This window comes from Paraprevotella xylaniphila YIT 11841 (assembly GCF_000205165.1).
Lineage (GTDB): Bacteria > Bacteroidota > Bacteroidia > Bacteroidales > Bacteroidaceae > Paraprevotella > Paraprevotella xylaniphila.
On sequence record NZ_GL883807.1, the window covers coordinates 1 to 18,756 of the forward strand.

General features: G+C 49.7%; 11 protein-coding genes. 4 read left to right on the forward strand and 7 right to left on the reverse strand.

Going from position 1 to position 18,756, the window contains the following annotated elements:
* Positions 1-817 precede the first annotated feature (817 nt).
* Together HMPREF9442_RS00620 and HMPREF9442_RS00625 are read left to right on the forward strand one after the other, a co-directional pair.
* Entirely contained in the window at positions 818-7,399 is a 6,582-nt protein-coding gene (locus HMPREF9442_RS00620; RefSeq protein WP_008624137.1) for a dockerin type I domain-containing protein, read from the forward strand.
* Positions 7,400-7,496: 97 nt separating this feature from the next.
* The gene (locus tag HMPREF9442_RS00625) at positions 7,497-9,203 is read left to right on the forward strand and encodes a hypothetical protein (protein WP_253270968.1); all 1,707 of its coding nucleotides are present in this window, start codon (positions 7,497-7,499) and stop codon (positions 9,201-9,203) included.
* A 105-nt stretch (positions 9,204-9,308) separates the two neighbouring features.
* Here HMPREF9442_RS00625 and HMPREF9442_RS00630 read toward each other — a convergent pair whose 3' ends face one another.
* The 4 genes from HMPREF9442_RS00630 to HMPREF9442_RS00645 form a co-directional block, all read right to left on the reverse strand.
* On the reverse strand, positions 9,309-10,316 hold the full coding sequence (locus HMPREF9442_RS00630) for an N-acetylmuramoyl-L-alanine amidase family protein (RefSeq protein WP_008624140.1): 1,008 nt from the start codon (positions 10,314-10,316) through the stop codon (positions 9,309-9,311).
* Between the two features lie 204 nt (positions 10,317-10,520).
* A complete protein-coding gene (locus HMPREF9442_RS00635; RefSeq protein WP_008624143.1) occupies positions 10,521-10,961 on the reverse strand; it encodes a PepSY-like domain-containing protein in 441 nt (146 codons plus the stop codon).
* A gap of 177 nt (positions 10,962-11,138) precedes the next feature.
* Positions 11,139-12,074, reverse strand: coding sequence for a 5-dehydro-4-deoxy-D-glucuronate isomerase (gene kduI, locus HMPREF9442_RS00640; protein ID WP_008624145.1), 936 nt, complete (start codon positions 12,072-12,074; stop codon positions 11,139-11,141).
* 59 nt (positions 12,075-12,133) lie between these two features.
* On the reverse strand, positions 12,134-13,513 hold the full coding sequence (locus HMPREF9442_RS00645; protein ID WP_008624147.1) for a PTS galactitol transporter subunit IIC: 1,380 nt from the start codon (positions 13,511-13,513) through the stop codon (positions 12,134-12,136).
* Positions 13,514-13,845: 332 nt separating this feature from the next.
* Between HMPREF9442_RS00645 and HMPREF9442_RS00650 the strand changes: the two genes are divergently transcribed.
* Entirely contained in the window at positions 13,846-14,109 is a 264-nt protein-coding gene (locus HMPREF9442_RS00650) for a hypothetical protein (RefSeq protein WP_008624150.1), read from the forward strand.
* A gap of 77 nt (positions 14,110-14,186) precedes the next feature.
* Here the strand turns inward: HMPREF9442_RS00650 and HMPREF9442_RS00655 are convergent, their stop codons facing one another.
* Together HMPREF9442_RS00655 and HMPREF9442_RS00660 are read right to left on the reverse strand one after the other, a co-directional pair.
* Positions 14,187-15,029: a 4Fe-4S dicluster domain-containing protein gene (locus HMPREF9442_RS00655; protein WP_040602416.1), complete on the reverse strand. Its 843-nt coding sequence runs from the start codon at positions 15,027-15,029 to the stop codon at positions 14,187-14,189.
* A 15-nt stretch (positions 15,030-15,044) separates the two neighbouring features.
* Positions 15,045-17,507: a heavy metal translocating P-type ATPase gene (locus HMPREF9442_RS00660; RefSeq protein WP_040602417.1), complete on the reverse strand. Its 2,463-nt coding sequence runs from the start codon at positions 17,505-17,507 to the stop codon at positions 15,045-15,047.
* 88 nt (positions 17,508-17,595) lie between these two features.
* On the opposite strand from HMPREF9442_RS00660, the gene HMPREF9442_RS00665 reads away from it, so the two are divergent.
* Positions 17,596-18,330 (forward strand): class I SAM-dependent methyltransferase, encoded by a 735-nt coding sequence (locus HMPREF9442_RS00665; RefSeq protein WP_040602418.1) that lies wholly within the window; start codon positions 17,596-17,598, stop codon positions 18,328-18,330.
* 118 nt (positions 18,331-18,448) lie between these two features.
* Here HMPREF9442_RS00665 and HMPREF9442_RS00670 read toward each other — a convergent pair.
* On the reverse strand, positions 18,449-18,756 hold a 308-nt coding region (locus HMPREF9442_RS00670), incomplete at its 5' end, for a hypothetical protein (RefSeq protein WP_157183515.1).

The following is an 18,756-nucleotide window of genomic DNA, read 5'->3' on the forward strand; positions in this document are numbered from 1 at the left end:
GCGTAGCATCCGCTTGATGGCCCAGTCGAAACGTATGTATCTGTCTTTTAATTCGCCCATAGGATTTGTCTGTTAGATGTTATGTCTATGCAAAGAAAAGGAATTATCGGATAAAAACAAAGTGATAAGGAGGAAAAAATAGGGAGGACTGAAATTTGGTGGCTCTTGTCCGCATGCTTCCTTCCTAAGAAGGTTCAAAAATCATCTTTCATCTTTCAGGATGAGAGGCAATGTATTGTCATATAGTATGTTACAGTGTGAAGGATAGGATGCCTGTCTTTCAGTTGCTTTTCATGGTTGAATGCCGTCAGAAGGTCTGCGCCAATTGATTTTTCGTTTTCAGCCAATTGATTTTTCAATCTCAGCCGATTGGTTTCCCGATTGCAGTCAAACGGAATGAAGTGTGGCTGAAAGATGCCTGAAACATCTTTCAGCTTATAACGTCAAAATTATGAGTGGATTACCATGCAACCTGAAGGATGAAGGGTCTTTTCACAAAAATCTTTGGTTGGATGTATGCCTTCCCTTAAAAAGGTCGGGGTAGGATGCCCGTGTCGTAGTAGGGTGCGCACTTTTGGCTTTTGGGGTGGTGGGTCTCTTTTTTTGAAGTTGGGGTGCATAGGTGTAATGCGTTTTCACGAAAAGAATGGCATGGTTCACGAATAACACCTTTTAGGTTTGCATGTTATTTTTGAATTGTAGGTAATTTTACCGATGCAAAATTAGGCGGGTGCCTGTACTATATATAGATAGGTGGGGCATCTTGAAGAATAAAGAGATTTTAAAAGATAAGTATAGAATTTAAAACATTAAAAGTATGAAAAAGAAGACACTGGTTTCTGTTCTTGCAATGACATCTGCTTCTATGGCAGCCTATGCCAATGCAAATTTGGATCAGATTAAGACAGAAGTGGATCAATGGGTGGGAGCGGAAAAACCATCGTTGGTGAACGGTGTGTTGACATCTCCAAATGGTACCACGATTTCTCAGTCTTTGGGTTCCCTTTTACCTGGTACATACAAGTTGTCGGCTACTACCTCGATGAATGCTAAGTTCTTGGTGAACGGCAAGGCGTTGACAAACGGCGAGTTCAAAGTGGAAGGTACTGCGGCATCCGAGGTTACTCTTGCCATTGAGGCTGTCGAGACGGGAAAGGAATTCCGGGTTGGCGGTTTCAAGTTGGAATTGGTATTCGATTTTGCCGGAGCGCAACGGACATTGCTTAATGCAGCTTCGAAGGCTATTGCAAAAGTGAGCCAAGAGGATGATGCGGATAAATATGCCGAATTTAATAAACGGTATAGTGATTTAACGGTAAAAATCAATCGGGTGAAAGATGATGCTGCCGGTGATTTCGCTGCTTATACGGTGTATGGTGAATATAAGTTTTACCTCAATGGCGTGGAAGGAAGTACACTCATGTCAGAGGTCAAGGCACTTGATACGGATATCGAGGCGCATTTGGCCAACTGGAGAGCTTATACGGCTTCTAAGGCTGTCGGTGAAGAACAAAGTACAGCTTTGAAAAGCGCTTGGGATACAAATATTGGCAATTTAAGTGATGCAGACGGAGTAAACAGCAAGCAAAGTGCTCAGGACTATGCCAAGGTGTTGTCCCAGAGCGAATATAATGCTGCAAAGGAAACAATCGATGCTTTCCTTCTTAAAATTGAAGGTTATTATGATAATGGTACTGCTGCTACTGAATGTACGCCAACATTCAACAGTGAATTTGCCAAAAAGGCATCGGAAGCTATAAAAAAATTCACCGATAAGTTGGTGAATGTCGATAAGAACCATACGGCTTATGACGAAGTGTTGGGGAAAATCAACTTTACTAAGGCTCATTATAACGAACAGTTGCAGGCCTTCATGAAAGTAGCGGTAGACCCTCAGGATTTCCCGGGCTTGTATGAGACGATGCGTACTGAGGCTCACAATGCATTTAACGAAGTGAACCTGGGCATTGTAGCTGTGGAGAGGAAAAACGGAACGAATGAGAACCATCAGACCGCAGAAGAGGGATATGAGGCTAACACGCACGCTTTGGACAGTTTGTACAAGAAAACAGACGAGGTGCATAAATTCTATACGGACAGTATCCAAAACAATGACAATATATACAAGGCTTTGATTGCTGAAAGGACAGACGGCAAGAGTCCATGGGCATTGCTTGCGGAATTGAAAAAAGACGCGGTGGTTTCCGAAAAGTATAAGTCCGAGTTGGAAAAAGCCGAAGCCGATCTTAAGGCAATCGAAACCGAGGTCGTAAATCAATACAAGAAGTATACGTTGGATGCTTATACCCAAAAAGGTGGTGCATACGAGAAGGCTAAGGAACTGGTGACGACGAGCCTGAATGCCATCATTGAAAAAGAATACCAATCTTTGCCGAACTATCAGGCAAAAGTGGAATTGACCGCTGCGTTGGATGTTCAAACGGCTTCGTTCGATAAGGCCAAGACGGAAGTGCATGCCCTGAAGTATGGCGACGTGTCGGTGGGCGACATTTATAAAGATACCGATGAGAAGACGTTGCAAGGGGAGATAGATGCATTCTCTTCGTATATAAAGAAAAGCTTTGATGAAGGGACTTGTGCCGATAACAAAGATACGAAGAAAGCAGAAATAGAAGCTCTTAAAGGCGAAATTCAGAGCTATGTGAATACTGCCAAGGCCGTCGTGAAGGTTTATGACAACGCTGCAAAGACTATCTCTGATATTCAAGCAGAAATCAAAAAGCTTTCGGACAAGGTCGGGAATGGCGACGGACGTTATGTACCGGTCTATACCGGAACGGAAACACCGGACGAAAATATCGATGATTTGCCAACTTATGGCGGCAAGTTAGACGAAATGAACAAGACATTGTCCGACCTTCAGACAGCTTTGAAAGCCGCAACGGTTGCCAAGGATGCCGATGGGGATACGCATGCTAACGGCATGAACAATGTTTTGACGGAGGCAACCAATGCCAAGGGAAATGAAACTACAGGTATCACGGGCGAGGTGAAAACCTTGGTGGGAACTTTCGATAAGCACAAAGAATGGTATGACCAGCAAGTAGTCGTAATTACCATCAATCGTTTGAAGAATCAAATCACTGCGGATATCAAATCTGTAAATGATGATCTGGATGGACTTTCGGTGACTACGGAGATTTACGGGTCTTTTGCAAAGAACTTGCTTGAAAAGCAGACGGTATTGTACAACTCTGTAGATAAAATAGAAAAAACGGTAACTGATTTGGACTACACAAGCGAGGATAAGCAGGCTGAAACTTTGGCAGCCTTGTCTGATGCCAGTGCTGAGATGGCGAAACTTCTTGAGGATGTCAGTGCCTTCATTGATGAGGTCGGTGAGGCGAAGGAAATCCACGCCAAGAACAACTCCGTACAGGCAAGTCTGACGAAGGTTGCTGATGGTATTGCGGGAAATATCGGTAAGATTGATGCGAATTGGACTCCTATTGATGACAAGGATGTGTCGAAAAAGCATTTTGATGACCTGAAGGGAAGTTATACCACGGAGCTTGGTAAGCAGGAGACGGCGATGGTGAACGCGTATAAGGGCGATACATTACACAATGACAGTGCCGCTATTCACGAGGCGATGAAGGTTATTGACGGCAAGGTGAAAGCGACATTGACCGAATTGGAAGTGGCCAGGAAGAACTTGGCGGCTTACGAAAGATTGGCCGTAGAAACCAAGAAGACGGATATCCACAACTTGATAGTAGCGGAATTGGGCGAACTGTCAAATTTGGCATTGGGCAATAGTGAAAACCATTACGTAAATGGCCTGTTGGGCGAGAATACCAACCCGAAAGGCATGTATGTGATAGATTTCGATAATTGGGTGGCTAACGTGAATGCGGCTTGGAAGAGCCATTACAACGACAATAGTGACGAAAGCTGCCAGACGCGGGAAGACAACTTCAAAGAGGGCTACACTGATATTTGTGAAAAGATAAAGCAGGTATCTAAGGATGCTGAGACAAATATCAAAGTGGATAACACACTGGATACAGAATACGCAACTGTGAAAAATTCCGTGGATAGTTTGTATACCATATTGACTGTAGGTGACCCGACTACGGCAGCCAAAGCCTTTATCGAACAATTAGAGGCGGAGAAGAGCAAACTTGAAGGACAAGTTGCGAAGGATATTGCCACAGCTTTTGAGAAGGGTAAATCCGATGAACAATATGGAACCATACATGGTGTATTGCAAACCATCAGAATGCAGGTGGTTACGATCGGAGCAAGTCGTGAGCAGGGTTACGTGGATGCTGTGAAAACTGATAACCAGACCCGTTACAATAGCTTTAACAGTGCCGTCGAGGATATGCGTAATTGCTACATCGAGGCTGTGGATGTGATAGGGCAGGTCAGCAAAGTACAGACTCCGGAACTGCTTAATGTCGTTAAGAGTGCGGTAGAAACAGCGAATGCAAGTATCCAAAACTACCTTCAAGAAATCAACAACATCGAGAATGAAGCTTTTGCAGCCTTTAGCGAGGCTCAAAATACAGACAAGATGTTGTTCGACCCTGATAAACAATATGAGGCCGACGTACGGGCATACGAAAGCAAGATTGACCAGATATTGTATACAATGGATGCAGCTGTGCAAAGTGCTACGTATACGTTCTTTGACGGAGAATATGAAACTGCGAATAAACTGTATAAAGATGCCCGTCAAGAATTGGTTGATGCCGATTATGTTACGGCTGATGAGGCGTTTGCTAACGTTAAGGCTGTCCTCGAAAAAGCAGAAGCTATCAAAGATTTCGTTCCGGGTCAGTTCAATATCACGAAAGTGGACGGCATCGTCTCTGATTTCGCTAATTTCGAAGCTTGGATTGCGGATGGAAAAGAACCTGCAGCAGTGTACGAATGGGAGACATTGTCTACCGATACCCTTAACCAATACAACAGCCATTTGACAGAATTGGAAGAATGGTATGAAAATGGTGCTTATCTTGAAGGAGTCGATGGAAAGAAATTCGTTGATGATATCAAGGCAACCCGGCCTACGTTGACAGAAGCTGAAAAGACGTATGCTGATAACACGGGCCATATTTATGGTGCTGTCATGGAAGAGTTGCATGCGAAGTTAGGACAGTTCGGTACTCCAATGTATAATGTTTATGTCAGCGGAAAGACGGCACATAGCAACTATGTGACCAACAATGACGTATATAACGGTCTTATTGTGAAAGTTGAAGCCTTGCAGGCTCCGTTGGATGAGGCTGCGAAGTATGTCGATGCCTATATCCTGACCGACACTTGCGGTGTGGAGGCTTTGCAAGCTCGTATCGACAGGCTGATGAGCGATTTGGAGACCAAACGCTACGAAGGTGGGTTGGATAACACTTACAAGACAACTGCCGAGAATGAATGCAAGAACATCACGACTTCTACCGAAAGAGTCTATCGATCGGCCAATATGAAAGAATCGGTTCAAATATTGGCAGAGTTCAATGTCTTGCAGGCCGCTTGTGCCGACGCACAGAATAAGGTGAAAGGCGATGCTGACGCTGAGGCAGAAGTAAACGCTTTGTCTACAGCTATCAAGGAAAAAATGACTGCCTTTACGAAGGATACCGCTAAAGGCGGTGCAATCGACAACGCAGAAACTAAAGCCAAACAGCCGTTATTCTTGGCTTATGAGACTTGGATTGCAGGCATGCGTACGAAACTGGCAACTTACACGGATGCTGCTGCCACAGAGAATGCTTACACAGTTCTTATGAACCGTGCAGGAGAAGTGGAAGGAGATGTGAAGGTTGGACGAGAGACGCTTGCTGCATGTCATGCCAATGTACAGGGTAAATTCGAGGGCGATATGGCCGGACTTGAAAGTGATGTGGTAGCCGTGAAAGACGGTATAGAGCAGAACAAGGCGAACATGTTGTTCTATCAAGACAAGTTGAATCACAAGATGGATGTTATCTTGTCTGATTTGAAGACGTTGTTGTCCGACATCGCAAAAGATCAGGAACGTTATACGCTCAACGATGAGGCTTACGAGGCTCGCAAGGCTGATATGGCTCATTTGAATGACTCGCTCACCACTGTAGTAGACAAGTTGACAGGCTTTGAGTATTACAAGGTAGACGAGAAGGCTAATGCAGAAAGTATAGCTGACATTACGGCCCATATCGGCAAATACGGTAAGGCTATGGATGAATACTATGCTGACATCGAGTTGGCTGGAGTGGATGCCGAAAATACGCTTAAATTCATTATGGACAAAGTGTTGTGGCGTATCGATTCTTTGGACTGCAAGGCTTCCGGCATAGAATATACGGGTGTGATTGATAAGGCGCAAAGTGACAGGAGTGAACTTGTTAAGTCTGTGAACAATCATACATTCATTGTCGAAGTTGAAGATGCCTTGAGAGATACTTTGAATCTTGTCAATAAGGATTTGAATATAATTGAAGAGTATAACGAACAGGCTAAAGACGGTTACGTCGATATAGACATCAATGGTAATAATATTGTTTCGACATCGATTCACTACGTAAAGGAAGCCCTTCCGCAAATTCAGGCCGCACTTGCAAAGCAGGAAGAACGGATGGCAAACGTACGTGAGACGATAGAAACCGAATCGTTCATACGGGGTGACGTATTGCGTGATGGTGTTGTCGATGTTCTCGACTACACGGAACTGATGATGTATGTGCTCGACCCGTCTAAAGCAGAGTCTATCGCCGGTACAATCAAGTGGTATGCCGCAGACGTGAATGACGACGGTAGCATCAACGTGGCCGACTTGACGAAACTTACGAACAAGATTATGGGTTACAACACGATGGAGGTCAGTCAAGTGGCACCTCGTGTACGTTTGGCAGAGCCTGCGATGACGCAGACCGAAGAAAGTGTAGAGATGAACATGGAAGAAGTCGGAGGCACGAAGCGTGTAGCCATCCTTCTGAAAAACGTGAACCCCTACGTAGCTTGTCAGATGGACGTGACGCTTCCCGCAGGCGTAACTTTGTTGGGAGAATCTTTGGGTGGAAGTGCAGACGACCACCAGTTGTATTCCAATACATTGGCCGATGGGACGACGCACCGCATCGTGGTAAGTTCGCTCCAGAATAAAGAGCTTAACGCAAATGGCGAAGCCCTGGTTTATTTGGAAGTATCGGGTCGTGCTGCTTCTAAGATGACCGTAGGCAATATGCTTGCAGCAGCTGCCGATGGCGTACTTTACAGTATCGGTGGCAGTGGCGAAGGCGGCGTAACCGGTATCAATGGTGTGCAGGCCAACCCAAGCATGAAAGAGAAGATATACTCTGTGGGCGGTCAGATCATGGACAAGTTCACAAGAGGTATCAACATTATCCGTAATGCTGACGGTTCAGTGAAGAAAGTTTTGAAGAAGTAAGTGAATAAAGTCTCTGTGTGTAGGAAGCGTGGCTGCCACGTAAGGTGGCCGCGCTTTCCTTCTAAAGGATTAATGTAGAACAATAAAAACAGAACGTATGACAAAGAATACAAATACTTCGATGCGACGGTTTGCGGCGAAGTGCCTATGGATATGGGGCATGGCGATGGCTTTTGTGGCAAGTGCTGAAGCTGAGAACAAGGCCACCATTGATAATTTCAATATCAAGGTGGGAGAAGAGAAGACGATTTCTGTCTATTTGGAGAATAGCGATCCTATGGTGGGTTTGCAGATGGACTTCAAGCTTCCCAAAGGCTTGGATTTCGTTACGAATAGCGTACAACGAGATGAGGTGCGTTTGAGCCGTTCTTCTCACAGCATTTATATGAATGAGGTGCAAAGTTCCATGGACGATATGGCCAAAGGTATCAAGACGGTGCGCCTTCTCATTCAGCCCAATGGGATTTATAATATTGCAGGCGACCGCGGTGCCGTGGCTTATTTCAAAGTAAAGGCAAATGAGAATATGGTGGAAACCAGTGAAATCGTGTTGGATAACATTGTAGGCAGCAGTTCGGAGTTTGACGAAGAGACCGGTAACATCAAGGGGTACCACCTTGAGTCCTATACCGCACATGTGAGTCCGAACGTGGGCTTTTTCTATCTTACCGAAGACTCTATTTGCATGAAGAACGACGGTAGTGTTAAAAAAGTAAGCTTGGGCTTGCGTAACTATACGAGTGTCCGTGGTATGGAGGCAGTGTTGTCGTTGCCCGAAGGACTGTCATTGGATACGGAGGCCAACGGTGCACCTAAGTTTGAATATGGTGAACGTTTACCACAGAATTTGTCTATCTCTTCCAGTATTTTGGAAGACGGTCGTACCAAATTGGTGCTGAGTGGTCTGACGAGTGATACCCTCAAAGGAGATACGGGTGTGGTGTTTTCTTTCTTTGTGAAAGCTTCCGAGACTTTCCAAGAGGTTGCAGAACTTTCGTTGGATGAAATTATTTTGTCGGATAATGCAGGGCATGGCATTAATATGGAGGGTAAGTTAGTCATGGAGGTGATTAATTCTTTCATCGCCTACTATACTCCTGCCAATGACTCCATACAGGGGCTGCGTACGCGTTATGAGGCTGCCGTGGAGAAAATCAATACGGAGGCTGCTGACGTGAAAGACAGTGCGGTCGTCGTGAATGCCGTCCAGGAAGTGGCTACCCGTATTGAGGATTTGCGGAAGTCTGTGGACGAGGCTTACGCCAATGAAACGCTCCCGGTTATTTATGACGAGGTGTTGGCTCCTGTGGTTAGCATTGATACGGCTATCGTGAAGATGGTGGACGACGCTTTGGCTTTACAGGCAGCCAAGGTTGCCAATGACGAGGCTTTTGTCCGTCTGACAGAAGAAATCGGGGCTTTGCAGGCTAAATTAGACGCCGCTAAGACAACGATAGAAACGGATTATGCAGAGGTGGCAGGGCAGTTCACTGCCGACATTGCTGCTTTGCAGGAGGACATTGATTCCATCAGCAACGAAGTGAAGGGCTTGTACGAGGAAGTGAAGCTGACGGCCGAAAGCCAGATCGATGCAACGGCCATCGAAGCCGGAATCGAGAAGGTTTTGGCTGATGCTGAAGAAGCCCATAAAGGCAGCAGCATTTATGGCGTGAAGAATGCCAATGGCGCAGAACTTACCGGCATCTATACGGTAGATGGTCGTCGTGTGGCAGAACCTGTCAAAGGGCAGGTCAACATCTTCAAGTACTCTGACGGAACAGTGAAGAAGTTTTATATGAAATAATAGGTTGGTAGTTGCGTGCGCTGTGAAGCGCGTGCACTAAAAAAAGAGAACGCATAGGGGATGATTTCCTCTATGCGTTCTTTTTGCCTTATAGGGGCTGCGGTTTTACTGTTTCCCTTTGAAATCTTTTATGATACCTTGGCAAATCCAGTCGGCTAAGGCTTGGCGGTTGGACGGGATGACGAGGCGTTTCCGGTCGCGTTCGTTTTGCAGGTTGCCCAGTTCCAGGAAAGCTGCCGCCGGATTGGATTTTTTTAATACGTAGAGCGAACGTTCGCTTACCGTACCCCGGAATCCCCGGTTCGGTTGGTGTTTGTCGTATTTCCGTTCAAAGGTTTTGTGAATGTTTTCCGCCAGACGTTTTCCTAACTTACTGCCGGGGGAATGGTAGAAGAATACATCCACTTGGTCTTTCCGCCCCCGGCTGTCCACGTGGATGAAGATGGCACGTTTGTATTTCTCTTTATCCTTATACGTCAGGCGGTTGATGGCATCGCACCGCTGCTGTAGACGGGCTATTTGGTCGAGCGGAATCGTTTGTCCGAGGCAGGTCTCACGGTCGCTGTTGGACAAATACCGGTCATCGCGGATGCCGTCTTTCTCATCCTGGATGATGATATGTACCTTGGCGCCTTTTTCCATCAATGCACGTCCCAACCTCAGGATAATGTCGTAGGCATACTCGTCTTCGTGCAATTCTCGGTTTCCTACTTTTCCGATGGCTCCGGGATCGGGACCTCCGTGCCCGCTGACCAGATACAAGCAAGCACCGTCTAACTCATGGGAACGGACGGATACGTTTTGGTATACCGGGCCGAAAAGCGGTTCTACAACGCTGGTCTTACGGCTGCCTGCACGCGCCTTTTTCCCGGACTTCTTACCGGTGGGAAGCCGGTAACTACGTCCTAATATCAAGCCTCCGTCGCGGGTCAGTTTTCCTTTGTTGATTTCCAGAAACTCCTTTTGGGCTGCACGGGAAGTGTAGCCAAAACGTTGAAGAAATGTCGATACGCCTTCTCCTTTTTTAGGTTTGGCGCGTTCTTGGGCGTATAAAGTCGATGTCAGACAGCAACCCGTCCAAAATGCAAAGAGGAAAAGTTTACGGATGTTCATGTTCACAAAGATAATGCAAATCGAACGCAAAATCTTAAGCTTGCTTGAATATTTTGCCGTGATACAACCTATTTTATGAAAAGATATGTTTTTGTGGATATGCGTACTGAAAAAAGCTGCCGGTAACCGGAGGGGTACGAAAAAGGCACATTCCCCCCTTTTCGGGATGGAATGTGCCGGATCCGGATTTGCAGTTTTTTCTGTTTAATCATCCATATCCATGTCAATGACATTGAATTGCTTGTCGAATTTGATTTCCCAGAAGTTGGACAGTTTCACTTCGTAGGTGTAACGGTCGCGCTCCAATTTGAGGATGGCAGCATTGGGATGGCTTTCTTTTACGAACTTTGTGATTTGGGCGGGAACGGCTTTCGTCGGTACGCTACTGCGTTTGCAATCCAATTCTGTCCATTCGCCGTTCTTGTCGAACTCAACCCCGTTGCCGTTGACAAACACGACATCGTAGCTCGTGTCCAAGAATCCTTTCTCCATTTTGGTGAATGCCACCTTTTCCGTGGGGAAGTTCTGTTTGATGAAGGTCTGTGCTTTAGCAGGCAGCTTGTCGAATGTGATGGGTTTGTCGTTGTCGGCCTGAGCGACTTGTAAAGTGAATACACTCAGCAGTAAGAATAATACCTTTTTCATAATTGTTGTTTTTTGAAGTTAGACATTTGTTCCTTTTTGATGATACAAAGTAAAGGTTTGATTCTGGAAAGAAATGGGAAAATAAAGGTTTAAAATGTTAAACTGTGTAAAACGAAATATCCCCGTCCTTTGGAGCAGGGGACGGGGATGTATGCCTATAAAATAGGTATATGCTGCCTAACGCATGTCTAAATACTCGATTTTATCCATGTCTCCGTAGTCGAGATTTTCACCGGCCATACCCCAGATGAACATGTAGTTGCTCGTGCCGGCAGCAGCATGGATGGACCATTCCGGCGACATGATGGCCTGTTCGTTGTGGAGCCATACGAGACGCTCTTCCTGCGGTTCGCCCATCAAATGGCAGATGGCGTTGCCTTCGGGTACGTTGAAGTAGAAATAAGCTTCGATGCGGCGTCCGTGGGTATGTGCGGGCATCGTGTTCCATACGCTGCCCGGCTTCAGTTCCGTCAGCCCCATCTGCAACTGGCAGGTACCGCCGTTCTTGGCCTTTTCCAAAACGGGCTTGATCATCAACTGGTTGATGACACGGTCGTTGCTTTCTTCCATTTTTCCGGCTTTCAGTTGGTTGGCCTGAGTGGCTTTTTTGTTGTCCGGGTTGCAGCTCAGCAACTGGGTGGCGTAACTTTTGTGCGCCGTGGCCGAATTGAGGTAGAACTTGGCCGGTTTGCCCGGGTCGGTGCTTTTGAAAGTCACCTCCTTGTTTCCACTACCTACGTAGAGCGCATCCTTGAAGTTCAGTTTGTATTCCTTGCCGTCCACGGTCACCGTACCTTCACCGCCTACATTGATGACCCCAAGTTCACGGGCGAAGAGGAAATAAGGTGCTTTCAGTGGGTCGATGGTTTCCAGTTTCAGGGTTTTGTTTACCGGCATGGCACCACCGAAGATGAAGCGGTCGTACATGGAGTACGTCACGTTGATTTCGTCCGCCACCATCACTTTCTCCATGACAAAAGCGTCACGCAGACGTTGGGTGTCGTAAGTCTTCACGTCCTGCGGGTTGCAGGCCGTCTGGATTTTGTAATTTACTTGGGCGTTCGTCGCCAGTGCGCCGAGGCCGAGGCAAAGAGCCAATGCAAATCTTTTCATTTTCTTTCTGTTTTTGATTATGTGATGTTAGATTCAAATGCGTGGTATGCGCCCGCGTCTTAGTACTTCTTGCGGACGATGGCGCGGCGGTTGAGGGCAGCCAACCCGAGCGTGCAGGCCACGAGGACGGCCGGACCCACATATTTCACCGTGTGTGTCAGGTGGAAGATGACCCATGCCAACGGACTGGAGGCAAAGTCGAGTGCGCCGCCCTCGAAACCTTCGGGAATGGCTACGGCCGTGTCCTTCGTGATGTTGAACACATCGTGTGCCGCACTGGTGAAGTAGGGCGCGAGGTTCGTCACGAAATACAACCCGATGACCATCAGGATAAGTCCGATGATGAACGTCTTCACCACATTGCCGTTCGTGATGGGCAGGATGATGGGGAACACGTAGAACATGCCGGCCAGCGAAGCCAAAGGCAAGAACTGGTTGCCCGGCAGGACAACGGCGAGGAACAGCGTGACGGGGATGAGCAGCAACGATACGACGAGCGTAGTCGGGTGGCCGATGACCAAGGCCGGGCTCATGCCGATGTGAAGGCCTGCATTCTCACCGAATTTGCGGGCAATCATCTGGCGCGTGGCATCGGAGATGGGGCGCAGGCCTTCGATGAACAGTCCCGTGATGCGGGGAATCAGCTCCATGACGGCTCCCATCTTGATACCCAGTCCGAGGATACCCGGAATGCCGTCCACCAGTTCCTGCCCGTTCTTGCAGGCCAGTGCGCCGATGCCGCATCCCACCAATACGCCGAGGAAGAGCGGTTCGCCCAGGATGCCGAATTTCTTCTTCATGCCCTCCGCGTCGATATACAGTTTGTTGAACCCCGGAATCAGGTCGAGCGCCTTGTTGATGAGGATGGCGAAAGGCATGAACCCTTGGCAGAAAGGCTGCGGGATGGAGATGCCGTCCATCTTATCATAGAATTTCTGGAATTTCGGAGCCGTATAGTCGGCAGCTATCAGCGTCAGGATATAACAGATGACGGCGGCGAAGAAACCCCATGCGATATTGTCCATCGTGTAGTAGACCATCGCGCCGATGAAGGCGAAATGCCAATAGTTCCACAGGTCGATGTTGACGGTCTTTGTCGTTTTGGTGAGGAGCATCAGGATGTTCACTCCGAGGCATACGGGAATGATGAATGCGCCTACCGACGTGTTATAAGCCACGGCGGCTGCAGCAGGCCATCCCATGTCGAACACTTCGAGGTTGAGGTCGTAAATCTCCACCACTTTCGAGAGCGAAGGACTGAGGCTGCTGGTGAGCAACGCCGTAATGACCGACAATCCCACGAAGCCGACACCCACGTAAAGGCCGCTTTGTAAGGCTTTTCCGAACTTGATTTTGATACAGACGCCCAGTATGGTAAAGATAATGGGCATCATGACTGCGGCCCCGAGGCCGATGATGTAACCGAATACAGCTTCCATATTCCTAATTTTCTTGGTATTAATTCGTAAATGATTAGGTGCGGCAAAATTAAATAAAACTATTGGTAACGCAAACAGAATTGAGAAAAAAAAGATGGGAAAGGGAAAATAAGGCGGACGAGGCAGGACGTGAAGTGCTGACAATATGTCAGCCTTTTACGCATAATCGACGGGTCGTAAAAGGCTCAAATAGAGAGGAAATGTTAAATTCAAATCAGGATAAGTCCCGTTTTATGTATTTATGACGCATTTCTTTTGAATTCGGGGTTTCAATCTCATGAGATTGAAAAATCGTTCGGCTGAAAGCGGAAAAAGTTTTGGCGTAGAAAAAAATGGAGTTGTCCGCTTGGCGGTCGGAAACGGTCTTCCGTGCGGCGGAAAAGGGGGCGGTAAACGGTGTAAAAGGGAGGGCAGAAGGGCTTTTTTTGATTTATCTGACGGATTTCCGTGCGCCAAATCCTCATGCTTTTTGTCACGGGAAAAGGCTGACGGGTGTCGTTTGCATGCGGGGCATGCCGCGTGGCGGTGTGGAGAGGGGGTCTTTTTGTAAGCGAAAACCTCGCCCGTGGTTGCGGAATGTAAAAACGTCGGCTTGAAATGCCGACGTTTTTTGTCACCTCGCCCGAATAAAGAGGCGGATAGACGATTCTCGTGAGGTTGGTCTGACATTTTGTCAGACGAAACATTCCGGTTCGCGGCGTGCACTGAAGTTCTGGTGCAACATGGCAGTATAAGGGGTGTCGAAAGTGCGTCCGCCTACGGGGCAGAACTTGACGCAAGCACAGCATTTGGTGCACAAGTCCGCACGGGTGGCAGAGCGTCCGTCGGCTATGGTGATGGCACCGGTGGGGCACCAGTCCACGCATTCTCCGCAACCGTAGCAGTTGTCATTCACTACCGGGGCCTGCGGTGTGGAGGGGCCAAGGGTCTTGTAGGGTACGTTGCCCTTCATCGCGGGCGCGGTCACAAGGTTTTCCAACGGGCTGTCGTAGGTCAGGGCGAAGTCGCGTGCATCCGTGGCCGGAGGGTTTTGCAAGTCCAGTTGGCGCAACAGGCTGCCGTATGCCTGCGCCCCGAAAGCGGCGGCCTTCTGCAAGTCGGCGGCATCAGGGCGGCCTTCGGCAATGGGCATGCCTGGGCGGCTGTAGGAGTGTTCGCCCACGAATGCCGCGCCGCAGAGGGGCGTGAACCCTTGGGCGTGCAGGAGGTCGCGGAGCTGTACCAAGGCATCCTCGTAGTCGCGGTTGCCATAGACCACCACCGGGATGGCGATGCTGTTTTCCGCCCGCAGGCGGGCGATGCGTCGGACGGCTACCGGGGCCACAAGTCCCCCGTAGACGGGGGCGGCCACGATGCAGATGGCATTGCGTACCGCAATGGGCATGCCGGCGGGGTCGGTGGTCAGGTCGATTTCCTCACGGCGTGCGATGCGCGTGCCTTCGGCGATGGCGCGTGCGATTTTCATCGAAGTGTGCGTGGGCGAGAAACAGGCCACGCAAAGCTTGTCTAACTGCATGGTTTCCTCCTTCCTTTACATTTCCGAGATTTTGTAACCCTCTCCGGCCAACGCGGCCTGTAATTCTTCCAAGGGAATCACGTCTCCTGAGTATTCGATGACGGCCACGGGAGGGTCTAAGGTGACAATGGCGTTCACGCCCTTGATGTTGTTCAATGCCTTTTCCACATGTGCGCGGCAATGGTCGCACATCATGCCTTCCACTTTATATTCTTTCTTCATTTTTGCATAGAATTTTGAAATTTCGGTTTCTTCATGTTGTAGCCTGACCCGTTTCAGCCGCAGGCTGTTCGTCACGACGCATACGCTGCTCATGGCCATGGCCGCCCCGGCTATCATCGGGTTGAGCAGGAAGCCGCAAAGGGGGTAGAGAGCCCCGGCGGCTATGGGTATTCCTATTATATTATAGATGAAAGCCCAGAACAGGTTCTGCCGGATGGTGCGCACGGTGCGTGCGGACAGCCGTATGGCATCCGGAATCTTGGACGGGTCGGACGAGATAATCGTCATTTGCGCCACGTCCATGGCGATGTCGCTGCCCCGTCCCATGGCGATGCTCAGGTCGGCTTGGGCCAAGGCGGCACTGTCGTTGATGCCGTCGCCCACCATGGCCACCTTCCGTCCGGCACGCTGTAGCTTTTCGATGAAGGCTACCTTGTCTTTCGGGGTTGCTTCTGCCTGGTAATAGAAGGTGCCGATAGCGGTGGCCACGTTGCCTACCGCGTAGGAACTGTCGCCCGACAATATACATGCTTTTATGCCCATTTCGTCCAGTTCCGCCACGATGCCGATTGCCGTTTCTTTGATACGGTCGCCTATGGGCATGACGGCAAGCACCTCCTTTTCATTGGCAAAATAGACGATGGTGGCTCCCGTTTTGTTCATCCAATCGGCCATCTCGTTCAGTCTTTGGCTGACGCTGATGTGGTGTTCGTCAATCAGGCGGCGGTTGCCTACGAAGTACGTCTTGCCGCCATGGCATCCTTTCACGCCCCAACCCGTGATGCTCTTGAAACCGGTGATGGGGACTTCCCGTCCCTGGATGTGCTTCACGATGGCTTCTGCCAAAGGATGTTCCGAACGTTTTTCGATGCTGTAAAGGATATCGGACAAATTTGCCGCACCGTCTTCTTCCCAGAAGATACCCGAGACGATAGGGTGCCCTTCGGTGAGCGTGCCCGTCTTGTCCAATACGACGGTGTCTATTTTCCGCGCGGTTTCCAAGCTTTCAGCGTCTTTGATGAGGATGCCGTGTTCGGCTGCCTTGCCGATGCCCACCATGATGGCTGTCGGCGTGGCCAGTCCAAGCGCACAGGGACAGGCAATGATGAGCACGGTGACCAAAGCCAGCAGGCCGTGCGTGAAACCGTCCGACGGGGCGAGTACCCACCACAAGGCGAATGAAAGGAGGGCGATGCCGATGATGGCCGGTACGAATATGGCCGCGATGCGGTCTACTAACCGTTGCACGGGGGCTTTGCTGCCTTGCGCGTCCTGTACCATGCGGATGATGTGGGCCAGTACGGTGTCGGCTCCTACTTTTTCGGCACGGAAACGGAACGCCCCCCTTTGGTTGATGGTGCCTGCGAAAACGTGTGCCCCTTCGCGTTTGGCTACGGGCGCAGGCTCGCCGCTCAGCATGCTTTCGTCGACGTACGAACTGCCCGAGACGATGGTGCCGTCCACGGCAATCCGTTCGCCGGGACGGACGGAGACGGTTTGCCCCCGTTGCAGGTTGTCGATGCTGATTTCATGTGTTTCTCCACGGTCGTCCACGATGGTGACCGTACGGGGTTGCAGCCCCATGAGCTTGCGGATGGCCGTCGATGTGTTGCCCTTGGCCCTTTCTTCCAAGAGTCGTCCTAGCAGGATAAAGGCGATGATGACGCTCGCCGCTTCGAAATAGACGTGTGGTTCTACGCCCCGTGCCGTCCAGAATTCCGGGAAGAGCATGTTGAATAGGCTGAAGACGTAGGCAATGAGCGTGCTGTTCGACACCAAGGTGTCCATATTGGCCGTGCCGTGCCGCAGTTGCCGCCAGGCGTTGCGGTGGAAATCCCGTCCCAACCAGAGGACGACGGGGGTGGATAATGCCCATGAGATGAGGTCGGCGTATGGCGTATGCATGAAAAACATGCCGATGACGGCCACGGGCAGGGTGAGGATGATGGCCCAGACGGTGCGTTGCCGCAAGCGTCGGTACTTCTCGTCGTGCGCCTGTTCCGCCCGGTCTTCCAACAGTTTGCGGTCATCGCCCACCAACAGATCGTAACCCGCAGCCTGCAAAGCCGCTTTCAGTTGTTCGGGGCTGCATTGTGCCGTGTCGTATTCCACGGTAGCCGTGGACGCCGCGTAGTTGACGGAGGCCGTGCGCACCCCCGGTTGTCCGTTGAGGGTCTTGTCCACCCGTGCGGCGCAGGCGGCGCAACTCATCCCCAATACGGGGAACGTCCTTTTTTCTATGTGTCCTTGGTTCATCTTGCTTGTCTTTTTCCGCAAAGATAATGCAAATAAGCATAGGGGCGAGGATATTTGTCGTATCTTTGCGCTTCTAAGACATAAAAATATGAAGAACGGATTGTTGGAAGCCGGATGTGACCCGATGGGGCAGGCCATCCGTGACTATTATGAGACAGGCAGGGCCGGTCGCCTGCGGGTGTTCTCCCCGCAGTTCGACGAAGACGAGATGCCGGTCGGCACGTTGTTCCGTGAAGAGGAGGATATGCCGCCATTGGAACGGAAAGCTTTGGACTTGTGTCGCGGGCGGGTGTTGGATGTCGGTGCCGGGGCGGGCTGCCACAGCCTGGCCTTGCAAAGGCGCGGGTTGGACGTGACGGCGGTGGATATCTCGCCGTTGTCGGTGGACGTGATGCGTCGGCGCGGGGTGAGGCAGGCTTGGGAGGCGGATGTCTTCGACGAGGCTTTCGCCGGATGTTACGATACGGTGCTGATGCTGATGAACGGTTCCGGCATCATCGGGCGGCTGGAACGCATGCCCTTGTTTTTCCGTCGCATGAAGCAACTGTTGGCACCCGGCGGTTGCGTGTTGTTGGATTCCAGTGACTTGCGCTATATTTATGAAGACGAAGACGGCGCGATGGATATCGACCTGAATGCCGGTTACTACGGTGAGTTGGATTTCCGGATGCAGTACAAGCGAGTGAAAGGCGCACCTTTCCCGTGGCTCTATGTGGACTTCGACACTTTGGCCTACTATGCGCAGGAAAACGGTTTCCGTGCGGAACGGTTGCAGGACGGGGAACATTATGATTATCTGGCGCGGCTGTCCGTAGTGTTATAAATACAAGAGACGGCCTCCTCGCGGAGACCGTCTCTGACCAACCTTCCTTACTTCGTCCGTAGATGGAGAGAAAACGGACGGGCAAGGCTTTTTATGAGATTACTTTCTCTTTTTGTCATTATTTTGCACCTTGTGCAATGGTGAACGTCATGTCTACATGGTCGTCCGGCATGTTCGTGATTGCGCCCCACGGAGAATCGGCACTGATACGGATGGTTACCGTATAAGCCGTGGCGAAAGACGCTTGTTTGGCATCGTCCGTGAACGAAACTTCACCGGTAGAGCTGTTTACGTTGACATATTGGTCGGCAATGGCCGCTCCGGTCTTCGGGTCGATGACATGGAATGACGGGGCAGTCATGCCATATACAGCTGTCGAAAACGGATCCTTGCTGAAGTGAACTGCCCCCCAAAAGTTAGACACAA